Genomic DNA, 22,017 nt, shown 5'->3' with positions numbered 1-22,017 from the left:
GATGGAGCACTCATGACCGATCAGGCCTCTTCGAACTGGCGCCTCGAAACCATCGCCGTGCACGGCGGCTATCGACCCGACCCGACCACGCGCGCGGTCGCGGTGCCGATCTACCAGACCGTTGCGTACGCATTCGACGACACGCAGCACGGCGCAGACCTGTTCGACCTGAAGGTCCAGGGCAACATCTACACGCGGATCATGAACCCGACGACCGACGTGCTCGAACAGCGGATCGCCGCGCTCGAGGGCGGCATCGGCGCGCTGGCGCTGGCGTCGGGCCAGGCGGCCGTCACGTACGCGATCCAGACGATCGCGGAAGCCGGCGACAACATCGTGTCCGCCAGTTCGCTGTACGGCGGTACCTACAACCTGTTCGCGCATACGCTGCCGCAATACGGCATCACGACGCGCTTCGCCGATCCGCGCGACCCCGCGTCGTTCGAGCCGCTGATCGACGCGCGCACGAAGGCGATCTTCGCGGAATCGGTCGGCAATCCGCTCGGCAACGTGACCGACATCGCCGCGCTCGCGGAAGTCGCGCATCGCCACGGTATCCCGCTGATCGTCGACAACACGGTGCCGTCGCCGTACCTGCTGCGTCCGTTCGAACACGGCGCGGACATCGTCGTGCACTCGCTGACGAAGTATCTCGGCGGCCACGGCACGAGCCTCGGCGGCGCGATCGTCGATTCGGGCAAGTTCCCGTGGGCGCAGCACGCGGACCGCTTCAAGCGGCTCAACGAGCCCGACGTCAGCTATCACGGTGTCGTCTACACCGAAGCGTTCGGGCCGGCCGCATATATCGGCCGCGCGCGCGTCGTGCCGCTGCGCAACATGGGCGCGGCGATCTCGCCGTTCAACGCGTTCCAGATCCTGCAAGGCATCGAGACGCTCGCGCTGCGCATCGAGCGCATCAGCGACAACGCGCTGAAGATCGCGCAGCATCTCGCGCGCCATGAACACGTCGAATGGGTGAACTACGCGGGGCTGCCCGATCACCCGGATCATGCGCTCGTCGCGCGCTACCTGTCGGGCCGCGCGCCCGGCATCCTGACGTTCGGCGTGAAGGGCGGACGCGACGGCGGCGCCAAGTTCCAGGATGCGCTGAAGCTGTTCACGCGGCTCGTCAACATCGGCGACACGAAGTCGCTCGCGACGCATCCGGCCTCGACGACGCACCGCCAGCTGTCGCCGGCCGAGCTCGCGAAGGCCGGCGTGAAGGAGGAAACGGTACGGCTGTCGATCGGCATCGAGCACATCGACGACCTGCTCGCCGACCTCGACCAGGCGCTCGCGCAGCTGTGAGCCGAAGCGGGCGTGCCGACACGCCCGCTTCAAGGTGTTCAATCCCCGGTCGATGCCGGGGGGCGCAGCACCCGCATCGGCGCCTACGGCTACGCGAGGGATCGTCAATCTCGGGCTGCGCCATTGCTTCTGATCGGAATATCGATCGCGCACCGATACGCGCGTGACGAAAATTTCATCTTCCGATCAGGTTCGCGATGGATCGCGTCGCATACCATCGAATGCGTGACGGGTGATGCCCGTTGCGAACCACGCAGGCGTATCGCTGTCGCACGGCACGATCACGCGTTGGCCCGGACACTGCGAGTGCCGGGTCTTTTTTTGCTTGTTTGCGGAATTCCGTGGACGCGGCTTGCCGATCCGGTTCGGCCAACCGCACGTCCGCGAAGCAGCCATCTATCCGGTGCGGGATCGTTCAAAGCGATACGAACCGCGACGACCCCCGTGCATCCATTGGATTGCTATGAGCGTCGCTTGGGGTTCCACGCCTTGTGTACGAACTCGAGACGGTTGCCGTCGAGGTCGGCGACGTTGGCGGCGTAGTAGCCGGGGGCGAAGTAGGTACGATCCGCCGGTCTTCCCTCATCGATGCCGCCGGCGTTGATTGCGGCTGCGTAGGCAGCGTCGACGAGTTCGTTCGTATCGCAGACGATCCCCAGGTAAAGCCCGGTCTCGCCTGGCTGACGTTTGCGTAGCCAGATGCTTGATCCAACCCCCTCTCCCTTGCCGTACACATCGTCGCCGATGCCGTAGAGATCGGGGACGCTCGCCGGGCCATTCGCGGAGTCGTAGTTGCCGAATACGCTCCAGCCGAGTGGCTTCAAGGCTTCGGAGTAGAAGAGCAGCGACTTCTCGATGTCGGTGACTGAGATGTAAACGTGATCGATCATTTGCCCGCCTTCGACGTGGATGGGTGCTGTTCGTGCATAACTATAGTCGACAGCCGCGCATGTGGCGCGGGGATATGACTGCATCGAGGCGTGACGTTGCGCTTCGGGAACAGGCACGGATGCGTGTTCACGTAGAAGTTCGGATTGCCGCATCGATGCCCCGCATGGTCGATCTGTTCGCCGGGCATCAGGCCGGTGGGCACCGCATCGCGCACGGCCTTCGGCGCGGACGATCCGACGGTTCCGGCTTCGGCCGTCGGCAGGCGACATGCTCCGCTTCCCGCTCATCGCATGCATGACCCGAACATGACGATTGCATCACGTCGGCCGGGCCCGCACGTCACGCCCCTCGGCCCCGCAATCTGACGCATTTGTCATCTGCCGATCACGGTCACGCTCGGCGGCTTTCGCATACTGGGCTCATGGATCGCCACCCGGCGGCCTCATCAAGGAGAGCTCCATGAAAACGGCAAGACTCGCAGCCCTGTTCGTCACCGCCACGCTGTCGCTCGGCGTCGCCTCGCAAGCCGCCTTCGCGCAAGCGCACACTCAAACGCAGGGCAAGACCCGCGCGGAAGTCATCGACGAACTCAAGCAGGCGCAGCACGACGGCGTCGTGCCGACGAGCAAGACGCAGTACCCGCCGACCAGCGAGATCATCGCGCGCAACAAGGAACTTCACGGGATGTCGGTGCATGCTGGCGAGAAGTCGCCCCGGGCCGACAATCACGACAGGCTCGCGACCCGCTGATGCGAGTCAGGCGTGGGTGCTGCCCGGCGATCGCCGGCAGCGTGCCGCGCGCCGCCGGATCGCGGCGAACGTGCGGCCGTGCCGTGCGGTACGATCGCGGCACCGCAGAGCGTGAAGATCGGGCAGACGACACTGCCGGCTCGACAGTGTCCGCAACGCAGTTTTACAAGCTGCCCCGCTTCGCACGCCGGCGTTGCACCAGCCAGTCGAGCAACTGCCGTCCGTCGCGTTCGCCGAACCATCGCGCATGCCCGATCAGATAACCGTCATACGCAACATCGACGATTTCCGGTGCATTGACGATGCAGCCGAAATACGCGACTTCCGACAGCGCGAATTCGGTATGCACGATGGGCAGCATCGCGACCAGCGCCGCATACGCGTCGTCGCTCAGCGGTTCGAGCGATTCGTAGCCGTCGAGCAGCGCGCCGATCTGTTCATGCTCGACGCGACGTGCATCGGCCGGCGCCAACCAGTCGATCGCGTTGCGTTCGATCGCGAGCGCGAGATCCATGACGGCACACGTGCGATCCGACAGGCCGAAATCGAGCACGGTCCGCACCTGCGCGCCGGGCGCGGCGTCGGTCCACAGGAGATTCGACGCATGCCAGTCGCCGTGCGTCCACAGCGGCGCCAGCGCGGGCAGCAGCGGCACGAGGCGCGCGTGGTACGGGCCGATCGCATCCGCGACGTCGCCGCGCCAGTCGCGCGTGCCAAGCGCGCGCACCAGCAGCGGCTGTGCATCGACCCAGCGTTCGAGCGCACCGGGAAGATCGGCGGACGACAGCACCCGGAAACTCGACAGCAGCGTGCGCACGGGCCGCGCCGGCGCATCGTAGCCGGCCGACGCGCGATGCAGTTCGGCCAGCGCGCGGCCTGCCGCGTACGCATGCGAAGGATGCGTGAACGGCTGCCACGACATCACGCCGCGATACGCGTCCACCCCCGGCGCCACCACGTGCACTTCATAGGTCCAGTCGCCGGATGCGAACGCGGTCGCGCCGTCGCGACCGGCGAGCACGTCCGCGACCGGCACACCGCGATCGCGCAGATGCGCGATGAAGCGATGCTCCTCCTCGAGCCCGGCGACGTCGCGCAGGCTCGCGTGATGACGCTTGACGAACAGCGCGCGCGCGTCGGTCGTGTGCACCAGCACCGCCGCGGAGAACGGCCGCGGGCTGTGCCACGTAAGCCGCGCCGGCGCGCCGACGCCATCGATCCGCGCAAGCACGCCCGCGACTTCGTCGTGCGTCATCAGCGGCCAGTCGCGTTCGGCCTGCTCGCCGTCGACGCCGAATTGCGGCGGCGCGACGTCCCGCATGTCGGCGACGTCACGCGATGCAGGCGCGTCCGGCTCGAGTGGAAATGACATGAACGACGTCGCTCCGTAGTTGAATCAGCCCTTGAATCAGCCCGCCGGGCTCGCCGTCGCGCGCAGCGCATTCGCCGTCCGGCTCCAGTCGCGCCAGCCGACGACGGCGAGCGCGATGAACAGCGCGTAGAGTCCGGCCGTCAGATACAGTGCCTTGAACACGAACATCCCGACGTACACGACGTTCACGACGATCCACAGCCCCCACGACGCGATGTAGCGCCGCGCGGTCCAGTATTGCGCGACGAGGCTGAACGCGGTCAGCGACGCATCGACGAACGGCAGCGCCGCATCGGTCCAGCGCGCCATCATCCCGCCGAGCAGCGCGCTGCCGACGACGGCCGCGATCAGGTCCGGCAGCATCTGCCGCGGCCGCACGCCGGTGACGGGCGCGACGTCGCCTTGCGGCGCAGCGCCGCCGCCCGCCTCGAGCGTACGCTGCGCGATCCAGCGGCGCCAGCCGTACACCTGCAGCACCGCGAACGCGCCCTGCAGCAGCATGTCGGAATACAGCTTCGCGTCGAAGAAGATCCAGCCGTACAGCGCGACCGACGCGAGCCCGACCGGCCAGCACAGCATGCGCCGCTTCGCGGTCAGCCAGATCGCGAGCGCGCTGACGATCACGCCGGCGATTTCGAGTGGGGACATCGTCTGTGCTCTCCTGGTTGGCTGCCGGGGCCGCGCATCACGCGGCCGGGTCCGGACGATCAGAAATCATAGGTCAACGACACGCGCGCGGTGCGCGGTGCGCCGGGGAACAGGTACGCGTCGCCCTGCTGCTCGCCCGCGTCGCGCCAGTAGAACTTGTTGAACAGGTTGTCCACCGACACGCGCAGCACCGTGCGATGGCCCGCGATCTTCGTCGTATAGCGCGCGCCGAGATTGAACACGAACCACGACGGCACGCGCGCGGTGCCCTCCTCGTTCGCGTTGCGCGCCGCGCTGTACTCGACGCCGCCGAGCATGTTCAGGCCGGCGACGCCCGGCACCGCGTAATCCGCATACAGCGATGCGCGCAGCGCCGGCACGTTGATGATCTGGTGCCCCTCGTACGCCGGCGAACCCGAATCGTACGCGCGCGCGCGAATCGCCGCGACGCTGGCCGTCAGCCCGAGCCGCTCGGTCACGCGCCCGGCCGCGCCGAGCTCGATCCCCTGGTGGCGCTGCGTGCCGCGCTGCACGAACGTATAGCTCGTGCCCGACGCATCGGGGTCGGCGAACTGGAACGGCTTGCTGATCGAGAACACGGCGGCCGTGAGGCTCAGCCGGTCGAGCCAGTCGTATTTCGCGCCGAGCTCGAACTGGTGCGATTCGACCGGCGGCAGGAACGCATACGCGTTGGTCGCGCGCACCGGCGCCTGGTCGCCGAGCGACAGCGCCTTGCTGTACGACGCGTACAGCGACAGCACGTTCACCGGCTTGTAGACGAGCGCGACCTGCGGCAGGAACACCGAGCGGTCGGTGTGCGTCGCGTCGCCGTCGAGGCTGCTCCAGCTGCGCTGGCGCAGCAGCACTTCCTTGCCGCCCGCGAGCACCTGCCAGTGCTCGCCGATGCTGATGCGGTCGAGCCCGAACACGCCGTACTGCCACGCGTCGAGCTGCGGATACGACGGCCCGGCCGTGTTCGGCGACGGTGCGAACGCGACGTCGGGCCCATAGATGTTCTCGCTGCCCACGTAGTCGTACACGGCATTCGCCATGTGCACGACGCGGCGCTGCACGCTCACGCCGAGCGTCAGCTCGTGCCGCAGCGGGCCTGTCGCGAACTTGCCGGTCGTGACCGCGCGCAGGTCGTCGTTGCGGCGGTATTCGCCCGGGCTGCGGAAGTCGTACACGTCGTAGTCGCCGTTCGCGCCGAAGAAGAACGGCGACGTCGTGCCGGCCGCGCAGCTCGCCGCGTAATAGCAGCCGTACGCGAACGCGCTGTTGTCGTCGATCATCGTGCGGCTGCGGCCGGCGGCGACGTAGGCCTTCCAGTCGTCGTTGAACTGGTAGTCGAAGCGCGCGTTCAGGTTCAGCGCATCGGTCGTCACCGGCTTCGCCCACGGCTGCGTGCCGAGCGCCTTCGACGTCGTCTTGACCGACGGCACGACGGTGCCGCCGAGCAGCTGGTAGCCGGGCGCGGAACGCTGGATCCACTGCTGGAATTCCGCGTTGAACTGCAGGCTCGCGCGCGGGCTGATGTCCCAGTCGGCGGCGATCGAGCCGAACGTACGCCGTCCGTTGGTGCCATCGATATAGGAGTGCATGTTCTCCTTCGCGGCGTTGATCCGGAAACCGAACTGATTGTCGGGGCCGAAGCGGCGGCCGAGATCGACGGCCGCCGACGTCGAGCCGCGGCTGTCGACGCCGCCCGTCACGCTCGCGACGTTCGCGGAGCGCTTCGTCACGAAGTTGATCACGCCGCCCGGCGCGACCACGCCGCTGTCGATGCCCGCCAGCCCCTTCAGGATCTCGACGCGCTCCTTGTTCTCGAGCGGCACGTTCTGCTCGCCGGACACCGTCAGCCCGTCGATCCGGATCGCGCTCGCGAGATCGACCGGAAAGCCGCGGATCGCGAAGCCTTCGAAGTAGCCGACCGGCGCGTAGTCGTTGACGACCGACGCATCGTTGCGCACGACGTCGCTCAGCCGCTTCGCCTGCTGGTCGTCGATCAGCGCCCGCGTGACGACGTTGACCGAGGCCGGCGTGTCGCGCAGCGGCGCGTCGTCGAGCCCCGTGACCGACGCCGTGCGTGCGCGCAGCGTGTTGCCGCGCTCGCCGCTCACCGTGATCGCCGGCAGCGTCGTGCTGCCGGCCGCACCGGCGTCGGGCGCCGGCGCGTCGCCCTGCGCCACGGCGGCCTGCGCCGCGAAAAGCGTGATGCCGAGACCGACGCCAAGCCCGGCCTTCGCGCGCCGCCGCCGTGCGGACGACGCTGTTGTTCTATTCACCGTCATTGTTCTGGATGGAAAACTCGCCACTCGACCCTGTCGAAACCTTCGAAACGCTTTGCGCCGCTGCGAAGCGCGACCTCATGCAAGAATCCGCGACGGTCCGGCGGACGCCGGGCACGAACGTCGACACGACATTCATCAGACGAATCTGACGATCGGGCAGCATGCGTGCCGATCGATCGGGAAAGCGCAGGATGGGACATCGGATGACGGTGACGCGCCGGGCACCGACGCAGCCGTCGATCCTGGATCTCGAGCATGTCGGGCGGCCGGCCGCATCGCGCGGTCTTGTCATGCGGGGGACGCTTCGAACGCCCCGGTTGCGGGCGCCGGGCAGTTGCGTACGCCGTTCGTCGGAACGGCGGCATGCCCGTCGCGCGCGACATCGCGGCGTGGCGCGCATTTTACCCCGGGCGGGGCTGAAGGCCGGTGAATCGGGTCGAACGGGAGACGGGAACGGCGGGATGGGGGAAATACGCTTCGAATGGTGCGACAGCGGCGGCGATGCGATCGCGATGCGCATCGTGCGCGGCGACCTCGACAACCGGTGCAGTCACGCGCCGGTCAAACGAGCGAAAACCGGAGCGGGAATGACGGCCCGCTGCCGGTTCACCCAACGTTCAGAACCCCTGCATCGTCGCGGTCGGATCGACAACCAGATGCACGACGCCGTAGATGACCGCGCCGACCAGCAGCGCGAGCACAATCGCCACGAACGGCAGCAACGTATAGTTGACGTTCGCGAGATCGGCCGCGTGCGCCTTGCTGTTGCGTACGCCGAAGAAACTCCACAGGACCAGCTTGATCATGCCGAGCAGTTTCATGGTTGTGCTCCTTTCATCGAATCGGTTGACGCTATCGTTGATCCGACCGGCATTCGAAAAAAGAAGCAGTTGCGCGTGCTTTTCGCGCAGCAGGCCGTCTGCGGCGGCATGTCGCAGGGTCCGTCAGCGGTCGAGCACGAGCGCCTCCGTGGTGCCCGTCGCGGGCCGCGCGACGCACAGCAGCGCACAGCCCGGTTCGACCGGCGCGTCGGGCGCTTGCACGTAATCGACCGCACCGGACAGCACGCGCGTCGCGCATGTGCCGCACGACCCCGACCGGCATTCGGACGGCACCGCGACGCTCCGGCCTTCGGCGAATTCGAGCAGCGTGCCGTCGGCGGGCGTCCATGCGGCGTCGCGTGCCGAGCGGCGGAACACGACCGGCACGCTTGCCGCCGGCGGCGCCCCGGCCGCGCGGGTCGCGCTGCGCACGACGCTCGACGGCCCGAACGCCTCGAAGCGGATACGCTCGTCCGGCACGTTCAGCGCGCGCAATCCGTCGTACATATCGCGCATGAACGCGGCGGGTCCGCACAGGTAGAAATCGTAGTCGTCGAACGGCAGGATGCGCTTCAGTTGCGTGATGTCGACGCGACCCGGTCGTGCCGCGCCGTCGCGCTGCGGCCGGCTGTCGAACCAGTGCAGCGATACGCGCGGGTCCGCGTCCGCGATGCGCGTCAGTTCCGCTGAAAACGGCCGGTCGGCCGTATCGCGCGCGCCGTGCACGAACACCACGCGGCGCGACGGTGCGTCGTCGGCCAGCGCGCGGCGCAGCATCGCGATCATCGGCGTGATGCCGATGCCGGCCGACACCAGCACCGCCGGACGCGGGCTCGCGACGTCGAACGTGAAGCGGCCGCGCGGCATCTGCGCATCGAGCGTCATGCCGGCACGCGCGTGGTCGTGCAGCCAGGCCGATACGCGTCCTTCGCGCTTCACGGTGATCCGGTAATGCGATGCGCCGGGTGCATCGGACAGCGTGTAGCTGCGGATCGTCGGCGAAGCTTCGTCCGGCAGCGCGACGCGCAGCGTCAGATGCTGCCCGGCTTCGTAGGCCGGCAACGCGTCGCCGTCCGCCGCTTCGAAATGAAACGAGCGGATCGCGCGCGCTTCGTCGACGATCTTCGCGATGCGCAGCGGGCGCCAGCTGGAGGGGGATGAAGACGCAGATGCAGGTGCGGATACCGCCGGCACACCAGCCCCCACCTCCCCCGCAAACTGCGGCGTCCGCTCAACCGCCGACCACCGAAACGGCAGCACACCCCGCGTGCGCCGCACTTCGCGCACGTGAAACCGCACGACCCGCTGCGCGCCGTCGAACGACGCGACGAGCGGCCCGTCCCACACGATCTCCGCGTGCGCGGCGACATACAGCAGGTCACCGCTGTCGAAATCGACGAACAGCAGCCCCGCGCGCGGATCGTGCTGCAGGTTGCCGAGCGTATTGAAGAAGCGGTTGCCGCTGAAATCCGGCGTCGTCAGCGTGTGCGCGTCGTCGACGCGCACGAAGCCGGGCATGCCGCCGCGATGCGACACATCCGCACCCCGCGCGGCACCCGCACCGGCCGACGTGTTCGCGCTCGCGACGAAGAACGTATCGGCCTGCGCGAGCAACGCGCGATCCGCGTCGCTCAGCCGGCCCGACACGTCGGCCGCGATGGACACATCGCCTTCGCGCGGCACGAGCGTCGGCGTGCGGCCCTGAATGTACTTCGCACAGTTGCCGAAGCTCTGCTCGACCGCGATCGTCAGCGCGCCGCCGTCGACCGCGCGCACGATGCCGTTCACGCGATTGCGCCGGCGCGTGTCGAACTCGATCCCGAGCCCGCCGAGCGGCACGCCGGGCTGCCATGCACCGGCCAGCGGATCGCCGCGCAGCGCGTCGCCGTCGATGCGCAGCGTGCGCGCGTCCGGCGTCGTCACGAAGCCGGGCATCCCGACCCGCAGCGTCGCCCACGGCTGGCCGTTCGGATCGACGCCGCCGAGCACGAAGAACGGCAACTGCGCGAAGAACGTGCGGTGCTGGTCCGGCATGAAGCGCCGGATGCCGCGCCGGCCGGCCGCGTCCGCGGCCTGCGTCACGCCCGCGCGCTGCTGCATGGCCAGCTCGCCCGCATGAAACGGCGCAACATCCAGTTCCCAGCCCGGTACGGCGGCAGTCGGCGCGGTCATCGTGTTCTCCCGGTGAAATCGCGGCTTCGCCGTCAGGCGGCGAGCAGGCCGGCGCGGGTCGGCGGCATCGCGACGAAGCCCGGCAGCGCCTCGACGCGCGCGAGCCACGCGCGCACATGCGGATACGGTTCGAGCGACACGCCGCCTTCCGGCGCGTGCGCGATGTACGTGTAGGCAGCGATGTCGGCGATCGTCGGTTGCGCGCCCGCGGCGAACGGCTTGCCGGCGAGTTCCTGGTCGATCACGGCGAGCACCTTCGCGGCCGTGCGCTTGGCCGCGTCATGATCGAGCGGCGCGCCGAACACGGTGACGAGCCGCGCGGCCGCCGGCCCCGTTGCGATGGGCCCGGCCGCGTACGACAGCCAGCGCTGCACGGTCGCCGCGCCGGCGGCATCGTCGGGCAGCCAGTGCGCGTCGCCGTAGCGCTTCGCGAGATAGACGAGGATCGCGTTCGAATCGGCGAGCACGGTGCCGTCGTCGTCGATCACCGGCACCTGGCCGAGCGGATTGAGCGCGAGGAACGCAGGTTCGCGCTGCGCGCCGGCCGCGAGGTCGACGTCGACGGTCTCGAACGGCAGCCCGAGCAGCGACAGGAACAGCCGGACGCGATGCGCGTGCCCGGACAGCGGGAACGAATAGACACGAACCGGACGGGCGGGCTTGCTGGCGGCTGGCATGGGAAAGCTCCTGGATCTCGCGCCGCCGGGAATCGGCGACGAACGGCCCCAGCGTAGCGCTCGCCGTTCGCGGCCAGAAGACGGATAATCGCTGAAACATTATCCGCTTCCATAGGACAATCGACGATGGCCGATCTGCGCGACGTGAACCTGAACCGGCTGGCGATCTTCGTCGCGGTGGTCGACGCCGGCTCGCTGACGGCCGCGGCCGAGCGGCTCGGCCTCGCGAAGACGGTCGTCAGCACGCACATGCAGCGCCTCGAATCCGAAGTCGGCGCGAACCTGCTGGTGCGCACCACGCGACGGCTGAGCGTGACCGATGCGGGGCGCGCGTTCTACGACGCGTGCCGCGACATCGTGCGCGCGACCGAAAGCGCGCTCGACGCGGTGTCGTCCGACGCCGGGCCGCTGCGCGGCACGCTGCGCGTGAGCGTGCCGATCGACTACGGCGCGCTGGTCGTCGCGCCGGCCGTCGTCGCGCTGCGCGACGCGCATCCGCGGCTCGACGTCGAACTGATCGCGAACGACCGCATCGCCGATCTCGTCGCGGACAATCTCGACGTCGCGATCCGCATCGGCCGCCTCGCGGATTCGAACTATCGCGCGGTGCAGCTCGGCGAGTACGAGAAATGGCTGGTCGCGAGCCCCGCGTTCGTCGCGCGGCACGGGCTGCCGCGCGACCCGGACGCGCTCGCCGCGCTGCCGTTCGTGATGCTGTCGACGCTGTCGCGCCCGCATACGGTCGAACTCGACCACGCGCGCGGCGGCCATGCGTCGGTGCGTTGCGTCGCGCCGGTCGTGTCGAACACCGCGACGGCCTGCCGTGCGATCGCGCTCGCGGGTGGAGGCTTCGGGCTCCTGACGGATTTCTCGATCGCGGAGGACGTCGCGGCCGGCCGGCTCGTGCGGCTGCTGCCCGCGTGGCGCTCGGCGCGGGCCGGGATCCATGCGGTGTATCCGTCGACGCGGCTGCCGTCGCCGAAGGTGCGCGCGTCATCGACGCGATGAAAGCAAGGATCGCGGCAACGGCCGCCGTGCCGCGTGCGCGCGCGACACGGGTGCGACGCGCCGACGATTGAAAAGGCAACCGTCTGTCACATGAACTTCACGTAGCGTCGCCTTTTGGCGGCCGCTTCGCGTTTCGAGTCTCTTCGGGTTCGTACACAACGCGAGTTCGTATTCCTGCGCGAATGCCTTGCAGCTACGCACGGCGTTCGCGCGACGGCGCGCGACATACACACGCCCGACCGCCTACCCCGCTTCCCGCAACGTCCCCAGCAGCACCTTCCTGCAACTCGCGACCATCTGCGCCTCCGGGTCGCGATACCCGGTGAGCAGCCACGCCGCACCGACGTTCGTCATCGCGCCGACCAGCGCGAGCCCGATGAGCCGCTGCTCGGTGCGCTCGGCGGGTGTCGCGGCCTCGCGCGCCGCGCCGAGCGCCATGATCAGCTTGCCGAAGTCGAGCAGCATCCGCTGGTACGTCATGTCGGTATCGGCGCTCACGCCCATCACCTCGAGCAGCAGCACGCGCGCCGCGCACGGATCGCGCAGGAAGCCGAAGAACGCGGCGAGCCCCGCGTCGACGCTTTCGCGCAGATCGCCGCCGCGCTCGGCCACCGCGCGTGCGACCGCGTCGTGCAGCTGCTGCGCGTGATGCAGGTAGGTGCAGCGCAGCAGATCCTCGGTGCTGTCGAACGCCGCATAGAAATATCGGTCGTTGAGCTTCGCTTCCTGGCAGATCGACCGCACGGTCGCCTTGCGGAAGCCGACCGTGCCGAACACGCGCGTCGCCGCGCGGATCAACGCATCGCGCCGCTCGGCGGCCCGCACCTCGGGCGCCACGCCGCCGTACGCCCGGCCCCGTTTTTCCGTTTCGAGTGCTTTCTCCATTTCGCTATTTGACATCAGGACACCCGAAAACTAAAGTGGTGACGAATAACACCACAATAGGCACGCCGCCGATGCAGCGCAAGCGGAACGGGAGGAACGACGCATGAAGGGGTTTTCCGGCAAGGTCGCCGCGATCACGGGTGCCGGTTCGGGCATGGGCCGCAGCCTCGCGGTCGAGCTCGCGCGGCGCGGCTGCGAGGTCGCGCTCGCCGATGTCAACGATGTCGGGCTCGCCGCCACCGCGGCCGCGTGCGCGAAGCACGGCGTGCGCACGAGCACCCGGCGGCTCGACGTCGCCGACCGCGACGCGGTGTTCGAGTGGGCCGATTTCGTGCGCGCCGAACACGGCAAGGTCAACCTGGTCTTCAACAACGCGGGCGTGTCGCTGGCCGCGAGCGCCGAGACTGCGCGCATCGCCGATCTCGAATGGATCGTCGGCATCAACTTCTGGGGCGTCGTGCATGGCACGCAGGCGTTCCTGCCGCACCTGCGCGCGTCGGGCGACGGGCACGTGATCAACACGTCGAGCCTGTTCGGGCTCGTCGCGATGCCGACGCAGAGCGCGTACAACGCGACCAAGTTCGCGGTGCGCGGCTTCACCGAGGCGCTGCGGATGGAACTCGAACTCGACGGCGCGCCGGTCAGCGCGACCTGCGTGCATCCGGGCGGCGTCGCGACCAGCATCGTCGACGCGAGCCGCGTCGACACCAGCATCCACGCGCTCACGGGCCAGGACGAAGCGACCCACCGCCGCCAGGCGAACCGCCTGATCAACGCGACGACGGCCGACGACGCCGCGCGGCAGATTCTCGCCGGCGTCGAGCGCAATGCGCGCCGCGTGCTGGTCGGTGCCGACGCGCGCCGCCTCGACAAGCTCGCGCGCCTGCTCGGCGCCGGCTACCAGCGGCTGGTGCTGCGCCACGTGCGCCGCGCCCGCGCACGCAATCTCGAGCGCACCCGTGCCCCCGCCGCACGGCCGACCACACCGACCAAGGATCCCGCATGACCTCGACGACGACCGACCGGCGCGACGCGCCTTGCGCCTCGGGCGACGCCCGCGACCTCGACGTGCTGATCGTCGGTGCCGGCCTGTCCGGCATCGGCGCCGCCTATCACCTGAAAAAGCGCTGCCCGCATGCGAGCGTCGCGATCGTCGAGGCGCGCGACGCGATCGGCGGCACCTGGGACCTGTTCCGCTATCCCGGCGTCCGTTCGGACTCCGACATGTTCACGCTCGGCTACAGCTTCCGCCCGTGGCACAGCGACAAGGCGATCTCGGACGGCCAGACGATCCTCGACTATATCCGCGACACCGCGCGCGCGTACGGCATCGACAAGACGATCCGCTACGGCCAGAAAGTGGTCGCGGCCGACTGGGATTCGAACCGCGCACGCTGGACGGTGCGCATCGAGCGCATGCGGGACGGCGCGCTCGACACGCTGGTCTACACGTGCCGCTTCCTCTACATGTGCAGCGGCTATTACGACTACGACGGCGGCTACCTGCCCGACTGGGCCGGCATGGAATCGTTCGAAGGCCGGATCGTGCATCCGCAGCAATGGCCGAAGGACCTGTCGTACGCGAACCGGCGCGTCGTCGTGATCGGCAGCGGCGCGACGGCCGTCACGCTGGTGCCGTCGATGGCGGCCGATGCGAAGCACGTGACGATGCTGCAGCGCTCGCCGACCTACATCGTGTCGCTGCCCGCCCGCGACAAGATCGCGAACGCGTTGCGCCGCGTGCTGCCGTCGCGGCTCGCGCACCGGCTCGTACGCATGAAGAACGTACTACTGACGATGTACCTGTACAACGTGTCGCGCCGCAAGCCCGAGCGGACGAAGCGGTTCATCATCCGCGCGGCAGGCAGGCAGCTCGGCCCCGATTTCGACGTCGCGAAGCACCTGACGCCGCGCTACATGCCGTGGGACCAGCGCGTGTGCCTCGTGCCGAACGGCGACCTGTTCAAGTCGATCCGCGCGGGCCGCGCATCGATCGTCACCGACGAGATCGAGCGCTTCACGCCGACCGGCCTGAAGCTGAAAAGCGGCCAGCAGCTCGACGCGGACGTGATCGTCACCGCGACCGGGCTGAAGGTGAAGCTGCTCGGCGGCGCGCGCGTCACGGTCGACGGCCGCGCGGTCGATTTGCCGCAGACCGTGTCCTATAAAGGAATGATGTACAGCGACGTGCCGAACCTCGCGTCGTCGTTCGGTTACACGAACGCGTCGTGGACGCTGAAGGCCGAGCTGATCGCGCGCTACGTGTGCCGGCTGCTCAACCACATGCGCGCGAACGGCTACGACACCTGCGTGCCGCGGCTCGGCGCCGGTGACCTCGGCGACGTGCCGGCGGTGAACCTGAGCTCGGGCTACATCCAGCGCGCGGCCGGCATCCTGCCGAAGCAGGGGCACCGCAAGCCGTGGAAGTTCCACCAGAACTACGTGCTCGATCTCGCGTCGCTGAAGTTCAGCGGGCTCGCCGATTCGGCCATGCAGTTCGAACGCCGCGCGAAAGCCGGCCCGGCCGCCGCGCCGGTCGCCGAACCCGTATTCGAAACTCGTTGAGGCCGACATGAGCCATACGCTTCACCTGATCCAGAACGTGCTGCTCGGCGTCGTCGCGATGCTCGCCGCGCTCGCGCTGTTTTCCGGCTACGTCGCGCGTCGCGTGACGCGCGCGTTTCCGCCCGAAGGCCGCTTCGTCGACATCGGCGGCGACCACATCCACTACGTCGAGTACGGCAGCGGGCCGCCGCTCGTGTTCGTGCACGGGCTCGCCGGGCAGATGCGCAACTTCGCGTACCTGCCGCTCACGCGACTCGCGCAGCACCATCGCGTGATCCTCGTCGACCGGCCCGGCGCCGGCCGCTCGCTGCGCGGCGCCGGCTCGCAGGCGAACGTGTTCGCGCAGGCCCGCACGATCGCCGCGTTCATCGACGCGCTGAAGCTCGACCGGCCCGTGCTCGTCGGCCATTCGCTCGGCGGCGCGATCGCGCTCGCGGTCGGGCTCAACCATCCGGAGCGCGTGAGCCGGCTTGCGCTGATCGCGCCGCTGTCGCACGAGCAGACCGAGCCGCCGGCACCGTTCAAGCCGCTGATGCTGCCGTCGCCGCTGGTGCGCCGCTTCGTGTCGTGGACGTTCGCGATCCCGCTGACGATCCTGACCGGCCGCAAGGCAGTCGATCAGGTGTTCGCGCCGGAAGCCGTGCCGCGCGACTTCCCGGTGAAGGGCGGCGGGCTGCTCGGGCTGCGGCCGCACGTGTTCTACGCGACGGCGACCGACCTGCTGTCGGCGCCCGTCGACCTGCCCGCGATGGCGCGCCGCTACGCGGACCTCGCGCTGCCGGTCGACGTGCTGTACGGCCGCGCCGATCCGATCCTGAACTGGCGCACGCACGGCGAAGCGCTCGCGCAGAAGTCGGCACGCGTGCGGTTGAAGGTCGTCGAAGGCGGGCACATGCTGCCGGTCACGATTCCCGACGCAACGGCGGACTGGCTGCTCGAAGTCGCCGCCGCGCCGGTCGAGGCGCCGGTGCAGGGCGCGCACGTCGAGCATTAAGCGTCGGCGGGCCTGCCGGCCGCGCCGCGGCGCGCGCCGGTCAGGCTTCGTCGTCGGGCAGCGACAGCCCGAGTTCCGCGATGACCTCGCGCGCGCTGCGGAACGCCTCGACCGCCGCCGGCGCGCCCGCGTACAGCGCGCTGTGCAGCAGCACCTCGCGGATCTCGACGAGGCTCGCGCCGTTGTTGAGCGCGCCACGCACGTGGCCCTTCAGTTCCGTGCCGCGGCCGAGCGCCGCCAGCATCGCGCACGTACAGAGGCTGCGCGTCTTCAGGTCGATGCCGCCGCGCTGCCACGTGCTGCCCCACGCGTGCTCGTTCAGCCAGTTCTGCAGCGGACGCGAAAAACCGTCGAGGTCGCGCATCGCGCGCTCGACGAATGCCTCGCCCATGACTTCGGTGCGGCGCGCCTTGCCCTGTTCCCTGTCCTGTTCGCTCATGTCGTGTCCTGTCTGAAGTCGTGGCCGCTTCGGCGTCGCCTGCGGCCGGGTGGGTTCGCGTCATGTTCGCGGCGCGTGGGCGTTTCGTCAAAGACCGTGCCCTCGGGGCGCGGCCGGCTGCGTCACACGCGGAACACCGGGCCGAACGCTACGTAACATCCAGCCCGGCGTTACGGCACCTTACGGGAACATCACGGCGCGCACAGCGGCGCAACCGGCGCGCCCGTCCCGCGAAACCCCCATTCCTCCGTTTAAATCGCGCCGATATTCCCGATTCCCGCAACAAAGCGCCGGCGCATTGCGCGGAAGATGTCATGGCGCGGAATTTGCAGTAATGGCCCGGACACAACTTCCAATGTCGAGGCCACCATGCACCATTACTTAAAGAAGACGACGGTATCGCTGGCCGTCCTGTCGCTGCTCTCGCTGTATGGCTGCGGCTCGGTCGACGGGCCGGTCACGCCGTCGATCAAGCCGAGCACGTCCGGGACTTCGGGGACTTCGGGGACTTCCGGCGGCGGCTCGTCGGGTACGTCCGGCGGCGGTAGTTCGGGGACGTCGGGTTCGTCGGGGACTTCGGGTACGTCGGGCACCTCCGGTACTTCGGGCACCTCCGGTACGTCGGGTACTTCCGGTACTTCGGGTACTTCCGGCACGTCGGGTACTTCCGGCACGTCGGGCACTTCCGGTACGTCGGGCACCTCCGGCACGTCGGGCACTTCCGGTACGTCGGGCACCTCCGGCACGTCGGGCACTTCCGGCACCTCGGGCACCTCGGGCACTTCCGGCACTTCCGGCACTTCCGGCACTTCCGGCACTTCCGGCACTTCCGGCACTTCCGGCACTTCCGGCACGTCGGGCACCTCGGGCACGTCGGGCACCTCCGGCACCTCCGGCACCTCGGGCACTTCCGGCACTTCCGGCACTTCCGGCACTTCCGGCACGTCGGGCACTTCCGGTACGTCAGGCACTTCCGGCACGTCGGGCACCTCCGGTACGTCGGGCACCTCCGGCACCTCCGGCACCTCGGGCACTTCCGGCACCTCCGGCACCTCCGGCACCTCGGGCACTTCCGGCACCTCGGGCACCTCGGGCACCTCGGGCACCTCGGGCACCTCGGGCACGTCCGGCACCTCGGGCACGTCCGGCACGTCGGGCACTTCCGGTACTTCAGGCACCTCCGGCACCAGCGCCACCCCGCTGGGCAACGTCCTCCAGCAAACCGGCACGCTCGTCACGGCACTGGGCACGACGGTCGCGAACGGCGGGTCGCAGATCGGCGGCGTACAGGTCCCCGGCACGAACCCGACGACGGCCACCAGCATCGGCAATGCGGTCACCAGCCTCGGCAGCGGCGTGCAGTCGCTCGGCAACGGCGTCGCGGCCGGCCTTGGCTCGATCGGCGTGTCGCCGAACCCGCTCGGCCCGACGCTCACGTCGACCACCGGCCTGCTGACCGGCGCCGGCGGCGCCGTCAACAACCTCGGCAACGCGGTGACGAGCCTCGGCACCGGTCCGCTGGCGCCGCTCGCGCCGGCGACGACCCTGGTCGGCAGTCTCGTCAACACGGTCGGCACCGCGGTCAACTCCACCGCATCGGCGCTCAACACGGCGCTGAACAGCGCGCCGGTCCAGCAACTCGAGACGCAACTCGGCAGCGTGATCAACCCGATCACCAACACGCTGACCGGCGGCGTCACGACGCCTGGCGCCACGCAGACGCTCGGCAACGCGACCCTGCTCGGCGCCCCGCTCAGCGGCCTGCTGAACACGCTCGGCAGCGGCCTCGGCCTCGCCGGTACGCAGGTCGGCAACGCGACCGGCAACCCGGTCGGCACGAGCGCGGGCGGCAGCGTGTCCCAGCTCGGCAACACGGTGTCGTCGACCGGCGGCCTGCTGTCCAGCGGCAGTTCCAGCAGCGGCACCAACCCGCTCGCCCCGATCACGGGCGTGCTCGGTTCGCTGACGGGCGCCCTCGGCGGCGGCAGCAGTTCGAGCGGCTCCGGCGGCACCAGCGGGACGAGCGGCACCAGCGGCGGCCCGCTCGCGCCGATCACGGGCCTGCTCGGCACGGTGACGGGCGCCCTCGGCGGCCTCGGTTCGAGCGGTACGAGCGGCACCAGCGGCACGAGCGGTACCAGCAGCTCGGGCACCGGCAGCCTGCTGGCACCGGTCACCGGCCTCGTCAACTCGCTGACGCCGCTTGGCGCGAGCCTCACCGGCACGGTCACGACGCCGGGCGGCAACCTGACCGGCAACCTCGGCGGTGCGCTGACGAACGGCCCGGTCGGCACGCTGACGGGCTCGCTGACGTCGGCGGCCGGCACGCTCGGCGCAGTCGGCACGGCCAGCCCGGGCGGCGCGGCCGGCACGGTGACGACGCCGTCCGGCAGCGGCACCGTCACGGCCGGCCTGACCGGCAGTTCGAACGGCGGCACCGCGGCTGGCGCGACCAACCTGCTGGCACCGGTGACGAACCTGCTCGGCGGCCTGCTCGGCACCGCCCCGAAGAAGTAACGCGTCACGTATCAGAACCACAGGCCAATGGCCGGGCACATACCAATCCAAAGCCCGGCCGATGGCCGGCGCCACCCGCCAAGCGGGGGCGCCGGCCGTCATCCCGACGAGGATCCGATCATGAATTCCACGCTCGACGGCATCGCCGCGGTCCAGGACCGCCCGCCCCGTTCCGCCACGCCGTTCCGCGCCGGCCTGCTCGGCATCGCGGCCGGTCTCTTCGCGCTGTGGATCACGCGCGACCAGCCGAGCCTCGATGCGGCCACGCGCGCGGTCGTCGCCAGCCTCGCGATCATCGGCACGATCGCGCTGCACGAAATCTTCATCTCGCGCGTCTATCTGCGCCCGAGCGCGGGACTGTCGCGCCAGGCCGTGCGCCCGCTCGGGCTCGCCCGCGTCGCGACGCGGCTCGGCGCGCTGACGTCGATCTACGCCGGCATCGCCGCGATCTACTGGCTGCTGCCCGAATATCACGGCGCGTTCTACCTGCCGTTCTGGTCGCTGCTGCGCTCGCTCGCGCCGTACGTGATCGTCGCCGCGCCGTTCTACTTCGCGTGGATGGATCGCCACCAGCGCGAGACCGACGACGCGTACCTGCTGTGGGGCCGCTACCTGTTCCGCCGCGAGCCGCCAGCGAGCTGGCAGCCCGTGCGCGAGATGCTCGCCGGCTGGGGCGTGAAGGCGTTCTTCCTGCCGCTGATGACGGTCTACCTGTCGAAGGACGCCGATCACCTGAGCGCATCGCTTGCGCACGCAGTGAACGCGCCGATGACGATCGCGACCTTCGTGTTCCTGTACGACCTGTCGTTCACGATGGACCTGATGTTCGGCACCGTCGGCTACCTGTGCACGTTCCGCATCCTCGACAGCCACGTGCGCACCGTCGAGCCGACCACGCTCGGCTGGGTCGCCGCGCTGATGTGCTACCAGCCGTTCTGGTCGCTGATCTCGAACAACTACATCCGCTACGAAGGCTCGCTGTTCTGGGACAACTGGCTGCTGTCCGCGCCGACGCTGCGCGTGATCTGGGGCGCGGTGATCATCCTGCTGCTGATGACCTATGCGCTGTCGACGATCTCGTTCGGGCTGCGTTTCTCGAACCTCACGAACCGCGGGATCATCACGTCGGGTCCGTATCGTTTCACGAAGCATCCGGCGTACATCACGAAGAACCTGTCGTACTGGATGGTGTCGGTGCCGTTCGTCGAGCCGCTCGGCTGGCAGGTCGGGCTGATGCACGGCGCGGGGCTCGTCGCGGTCAATCTGATCTACTACACGCGGGCGAAGACGGAGGAACGTCATTTGATGCGTGATCCTGACTATCGCGCGTATGCGGAATGGATCGCGCAGCATGGGTTGTTCGCGCGGATCAGGCAGGCGTTCGGGGTGCGGAAGGCGGGGTGAGGCGGCAACACCAGGAGATCGCCGCAACCACCGGGTGAAGAAGGTCGTTGCGGCTCGGCGATCCGTGGACGGGCCCGCTCCCGTGGTCCGATCCTGGTGAAATCCGTTTGCCATGAAGCGGACGTGATTTCGAGACAAACGCCGGCACGCGACGTCGACACGCCCGCCCCTTGCGACCGATTGTCGCGAAACACCCTCGATTCCCCGCGTTTCGTCGCTTTTCTCCCGCCGTCCGGTTGCCCGCCCCGTTCCCGTCGCGTATGGTGCTGACCGTCCGCGCGCCTGCCGCCCGGACCTTCGACCGTCGTCCCGCACGACGGCCGCGCGGGCCGTGCCCGCCATCACCGTCTCCGCGGCACCGCCGTTCGGCGCCGCGCGTCCATGAGGAGAGAGGCGTGATCCACAAAGTCCTGATCCTGTTCGCACTCTGCATCGCGGGCCTCGCCGCGATCGCCGCCGGTTTCCAGCACATCCCCAGCTGATTCGCGGCCCCGGCTCGCTCGTCGAGCCCGGGGGCCGCTGCCATTTCCTTTCCCGTTTGCGATGAACCCCTTTCTCGATGCGCCCGGGACGGGCGCCTTTTGCCATGCGTATCGACGTACAGCATTCCCAGCACGACATCGACGATGAACTCGACATGCTCCATGCGCGTCTGAACCAGCCGGGCCATCGCCTGCACGGCCTGCCGGCCGTCGCGCTCGGCGACTCGGGCCTGATCGTCCGCCACCGCGAGGCCGACGGCGAATATTTCCTTTACGTCGAGGATCCGTCGGCCCGTCAGCTCGCCGGCTACACGATCTTCAACCGCCTTCCCGAACTGCCGCGCCGCGCGGACCGCTACCTGCGCGCGCCGCATACGCGGCTGCGCGGGTCCGCGCAACGCAAGGGGCTTGCGACGACGCTGTACCGATGGGGACTCGACGCAGGTCTCTGCCTGATCAGCGGCGCGCGTCAGTCGGTCGGCGCGGCACAGCTGTGGACCGCGCTCGCGCACGACTACCGGCACGGTTTCGTCGACGTCGACGGCCGCGCGCTGCGCTATCTCGGCGAAATCGTCGCGGACGACGTGTACGGTGCGCTGCATACGCGCCGCCTGTTGCTCGGCAACGGATGGACACTCGGTGACCTGGCACGGGCAACCGGGATGCGCGACACGGTTGCCACCCGGCGTCAGGACCCGCAGTTGCCGCGGGACGGACGCGAATCGCATCACCTGCGCCGCGTCGCCGACGCGCGGCACGTCGCTCACGCGCCGATGCGATAATCCCGCGGATC

At 69.2% G+C, this 22,017-nt stretch carries 18 protein-coding genes and 1 pseudogene; 9 read left to right on the top strand and 10 right to left on the bottom strand.

Features of this window, described 5'->3' with window-relative positions; genetic code table 11:
- The first annotated feature begins 12 nt into the window (after positions 1–12).
- Complete coding sequence (locus tag PL79_RS04600) at positions 13–1,308, top strand: O-acetylhomoserine aminocarboxypropyltransferase/cysteine synthase family protein (protein ID WP_044848100.1); 1,296 nt, start codon at positions 13–15, stop codon at positions 1,306–1,308.
- Between the two features lie 461 nt (positions 1,309–1,769).
- On the opposite strand, the gene PL79_RS04595 is transcribed toward PL79_RS04600, so the two are convergent.
- Positions 1,770–2,198, bottom strand: a complete 429-nt coding sequence (locus tag PL79_RS04595) for a VOC family protein (RefSeq protein WP_044848101.1) — start codon at positions 2,196–2,198, stop codon at positions 1,770–1,772.
- Positions 2,199–2,658: 460 nt separating this feature from the next.
- On the opposite strand from PL79_RS04595, the gene PL79_RS04585 reads away from it, so the two are divergent.
- Positions 2,659–2,949, top strand: a complete 291-nt coding sequence (locus PL79_RS04585) for a DUF4148 domain-containing protein (protein ID WP_044848102.1) — start codon at positions 2,659–2,661, stop codon at positions 2,947–2,949.
- Positions 2,950–3,112: 163 nt separating this feature from the next.
- On the opposite strand, the gene PL79_RS04580 is transcribed toward PL79_RS04585, so the two are convergent.
- The 6 genes from PL79_RS04580 to PL79_RS04550 form a co-directional block, all read right to left on the bottom strand.
- Positions 3,113–4,321 carry a phosphotransferase enzyme family protein gene (locus PL79_RS04580; protein WP_044848103.1) on the bottom strand — a complete coding sequence of 403 codons (1,209 nt, stop codon included), beginning with the start codon at positions 4,319–4,321 and terminating at the stop codon, positions 3,113–3,115.
- Between the two features lie 36 nt (positions 4,322–4,357).
- On the bottom strand, positions 4,358–4,969 hold the full coding sequence (pnuC, locus tag PL79_RS04575) for a nicotinamide riboside transporter PnuC (RefSeq protein ID WP_044848104.1): 612 nt from the start codon (positions 4,967–4,969) through the stop codon (positions 4,358–4,360).
- Between the two features lie 59 nt (positions 4,970–5,028).
- A complete protein-coding gene (locus PL79_RS04570; protein ID WP_044848105.1) occupies positions 5,029–7,260 on the bottom strand; it encodes a TonB-dependent siderophore receptor in 2,232 nt (743 codons plus the stop codon).
- 617 nt (positions 7,261–7,877) lie between these two features.
- Positions 7,878–8,081 (bottom strand): DUF2970 domain-containing protein, encoded by a 204-nt coding sequence (locus PL79_RS04560; RefSeq protein ID WP_021164122.1) that lies wholly within the window; start codon positions 8,079–8,081, stop codon positions 7,878–7,880.
- Between the two features lie 123 nt (positions 8,082–8,204).
- On the bottom strand, positions 8,205–10,253 hold the full coding sequence (locus PL79_RS04555; protein WP_044848106.1) for a pyridoxamine 5'-phosphate oxidase family protein: 2,049 nt from the start codon (positions 10,251–10,253) through the stop codon (positions 8,205–8,207).
- A 32-nt stretch (positions 10,254–10,285) separates the two neighbouring features.
- Complete coding sequence (locus PL79_RS04550; RefSeq protein ID WP_044848107.1) at positions 10,286–10,930, bottom strand: glutathione S-transferase family protein; 645 nt, start codon at positions 10,928–10,930, stop codon at positions 10,286–10,288.
- Positions 10,931–11,056: 126 nt separating this feature from the next.
- Here PL79_RS04550 and PL79_RS04545 point away from each other — a divergent pair.
- A pseudogene (locus PL79_RS04545) lies at positions 11,057–12,009 on the top strand (LysR family transcriptional regulator).
- A gap of 172 nt (positions 12,010–12,181) precedes the next feature.
- On the opposite strand, the gene PL79_RS04540 reads toward PL79_RS04545, so the two are convergent.
- Entirely contained in the window at positions 12,182–12,838 is a 657-nt protein-coding gene (locus tag PL79_RS04540) for a TetR/AcrR family transcriptional regulator (RefSeq protein ID WP_044848109.1), read from the bottom strand.
- A gap of 88 nt (positions 12,839–12,926) precedes the next feature.
- Here PL79_RS04540 and PL79_RS04535 point away from each other — a divergent pair, with 88 nt between their 5' ends.
- Genes PL79_RS04535 through PL79_RS04525 form a run of 3 tightly spaced genes read left to right on the top strand, consistent with a single transcriptional unit; the run spans position 12,927 to position 16,382 of the window.
- Positions 12,927–13,829 (top strand): SDR family NAD(P)-dependent oxidoreductase, encoded by a 903-nt coding sequence (locus PL79_RS04535; protein ID WP_044848110.1) that lies wholly within the window; start codon positions 12,927–12,929, stop codon positions 13,827–13,829.
- Positions 13,826–15,388, top strand: coding sequence for a flavin-containing monooxygenase (locus PL79_RS04530; RefSeq protein WP_044848111.1), 1,563 nt, complete (start codon positions 13,826–13,828; stop codon positions 15,386–15,388). The genes PL79_RS04535 and PL79_RS04530 overlap by 4 nt, the downstream gene beginning before the upstream one ends.
- Before the next feature lie 7 nt (positions 15,389–15,395).
- Positions 15,396–16,382, top strand: coding sequence for an alpha/beta fold hydrolase (locus tag PL79_RS04525; RefSeq protein WP_044848112.1), 987 nt, complete (start codon positions 15,396–15,398; stop codon positions 16,380–16,382).
- Between the two features lie 40 nt (positions 16,383–16,422).
- Here the strand turns inward: PL79_RS04525 and PL79_RS04520 are convergent, their stop codons facing one another.
- Complete coding sequence (locus tag PL79_RS04520; RefSeq protein ID WP_044848113.1) at positions 16,423–16,821, bottom strand: carboxymuconolactone decarboxylase family protein; 399 nt, start codon at positions 16,819–16,821, stop codon at positions 16,423–16,425.
- Between the two features lie 377 nt (positions 16,822–17,198).
- A complete protein-coding gene (locus tag PL79_RS37125; protein ID WP_442861529.1) occupies positions 17,199–18,161 on the bottom strand; it encodes a highly repetitive protein in 963 nt (320 codons plus the stop codon).
- On the opposite strand from PL79_RS37125, the gene PL79_RS37120 reads away from it, so the two are divergent.
- The 3 genes from PL79_RS37120 (at position 18,064) to PL79_RS04500 (ending at position 22,006) form a co-directional block, all read left to right on the top strand.
- Positions 18,064–19,338, top strand: a complete 1,275-nt coding sequence (locus tag PL79_RS37120) for a collagen-like triple helix repeat-containing protein (protein ID WP_044845396.1) — start codon at positions 18,064–18,066, stop codon at positions 19,336–19,338. The two genes, PL79_RS37125 and PL79_RS37120, sit on opposite strands and share 98 nt — an antisense overlap.
- Before the next feature lie 120 nt (positions 19,339–19,458).
- Positions 19,459–20,742: an isoprenylcysteine carboxylmethyltransferase family protein gene (locus PL79_RS04505; RefSeq protein WP_044845323.1), complete on the top strand. Its 1,284-nt coding sequence runs from the start codon at positions 19,459–19,461 to the stop codon at positions 20,740–20,742.
- A 586-nt stretch (positions 20,743–21,328) separates the two neighbouring features.
- On the top strand, positions 21,329–22,006 hold the full coding sequence (locus tag PL79_RS04500; protein WP_193759811.1) for a histone acetyltransferase: 678 nt from the start codon (positions 21,329–21,331) through the stop codon (positions 22,004–22,006).
- Positions 22,007–22,017 lie beyond the last annotated feature (11 nt).

The organism is Burkholderia sp. USMB20 (assembly GCF_000949135.2).
Taxonomy (GTDB): Bacteria; Pseudomonadota; Gammaproteobacteria; order Burkholderiales; family Burkholderiaceae; genus Burkholderia.
Note: the sequence above shows the minus strand (reverse complement) of the source record. Positions and strands in the feature narration are given on the sequence as shown.

Excerpts from the sequence above, each read along its gene's own strand:
- PL79_RS04525 (WP_044848112.1), top strand. The coding sequence starts at position 15,396 with ATGAGCCATACGCTTCACCTGATCCAGAACGTGCTGCTCGGCGTCGTC.
- PL79_RS04500 (WP_193759811.1), top strand. The coding sequence starts at position 21,329 with ATGCGTATCGACGTACAGCATTCCCAGCACGACATCGACGATGAACTC.
- PL79_RS04595 (WP_044848101.1), bottom strand. The coding sequence starts at position 2,198 with ATGATCGATCACGTTTACATCTCAGTCACCGACATCGAGAAGTCGCTG.
- PL79_RS04505 (WP_044845323.1), top strand. The coding sequence starts at position 19,459 with ATGAATTCCACGCTCGACGGCATCGCCGCGGTCCAGGACCGCCCGCCC.
- PL79_RS04560 (WP_021164122.1), bottom strand. The coding sequence starts at position 8,081 with ATGAAACTGCTCGGCATGATCAAGCTGGTCCTGTGGAGTTTCTTCGGC.
- PL79_RS04550 (WP_044848107.1), bottom strand. The coding sequence starts at position 10,930 with ATGCCAGCCGCCAGCAAGCCCGCCCGTCCGGTTCGTGTCTATTCGTTC.
- pnuC (WP_044848104.1), bottom strand. The coding sequence starts at position 4,969 with ATGTCCCCACTCGAAATCGCCGGCGTGATCGTCAGCGCGCTCGCGATC.
- PL79_RS04555 (WP_044848106.1), bottom strand. The coding sequence starts at position 10,253 with ATGACCGCGCCGACTGCCGCCGTACCGGGCTGGGAACTGGATGTTGCG.
- PL79_RS04600 (WP_044848100.1), top strand. The coding sequence starts at position 13 with ATGACCGATCAGGCCTCTTCGAACTGGCGCCTCGAAACCATCGCCGTG.
- PL79_RS04520 (WP_044848113.1), bottom strand. The coding sequence starts at position 16,821 with ATGAGCGAACAGGACAGGGAACAGGGCAAGGCGCGCCGCACCGAAGTC.
- PL79_RS04570 (WP_044848105.1), bottom strand. The coding sequence starts at position 7,260 with ATGACGGTGAATAGAACAACAGCGTCGTCCGCACGGCGGCGGCGCGCG.
- PL79_RS04530 (WP_044848111.1), top strand. The coding sequence starts at position 13,826 with ATGACCTCGACGACGACCGACCGGCGCGACGCGCCTTGCGCCTCGGGC.
- PL79_RS04540 (WP_044848109.1), bottom strand. The coding sequence starts at position 12,838 with ATGTCAAATAGCGAAATGGAGAAAGCACTCGAAACGGAAAAACGGGGC.
- PL79_RS04585 (WP_044848102.1), top strand. The coding sequence starts at position 2,659 with ATGAAAACGGCAAGACTCGCAGCCCTGTTCGTCACCGCCACGCTGTCG.
- PL79_RS04580 (WP_044848103.1), bottom strand. The coding sequence starts at position 4,321 with ATGTCATTTCCACTCGAGCCGGACGCGCCTGCATCGCGTGACGTCGCC.
- PL79_RS04535 (WP_044848110.1), top strand. The coding sequence starts at position 12,927 with ATGAAGGGGTTTTCCGGCAAGGTCGCCGCGATCACGGGTGCCGGTTCG.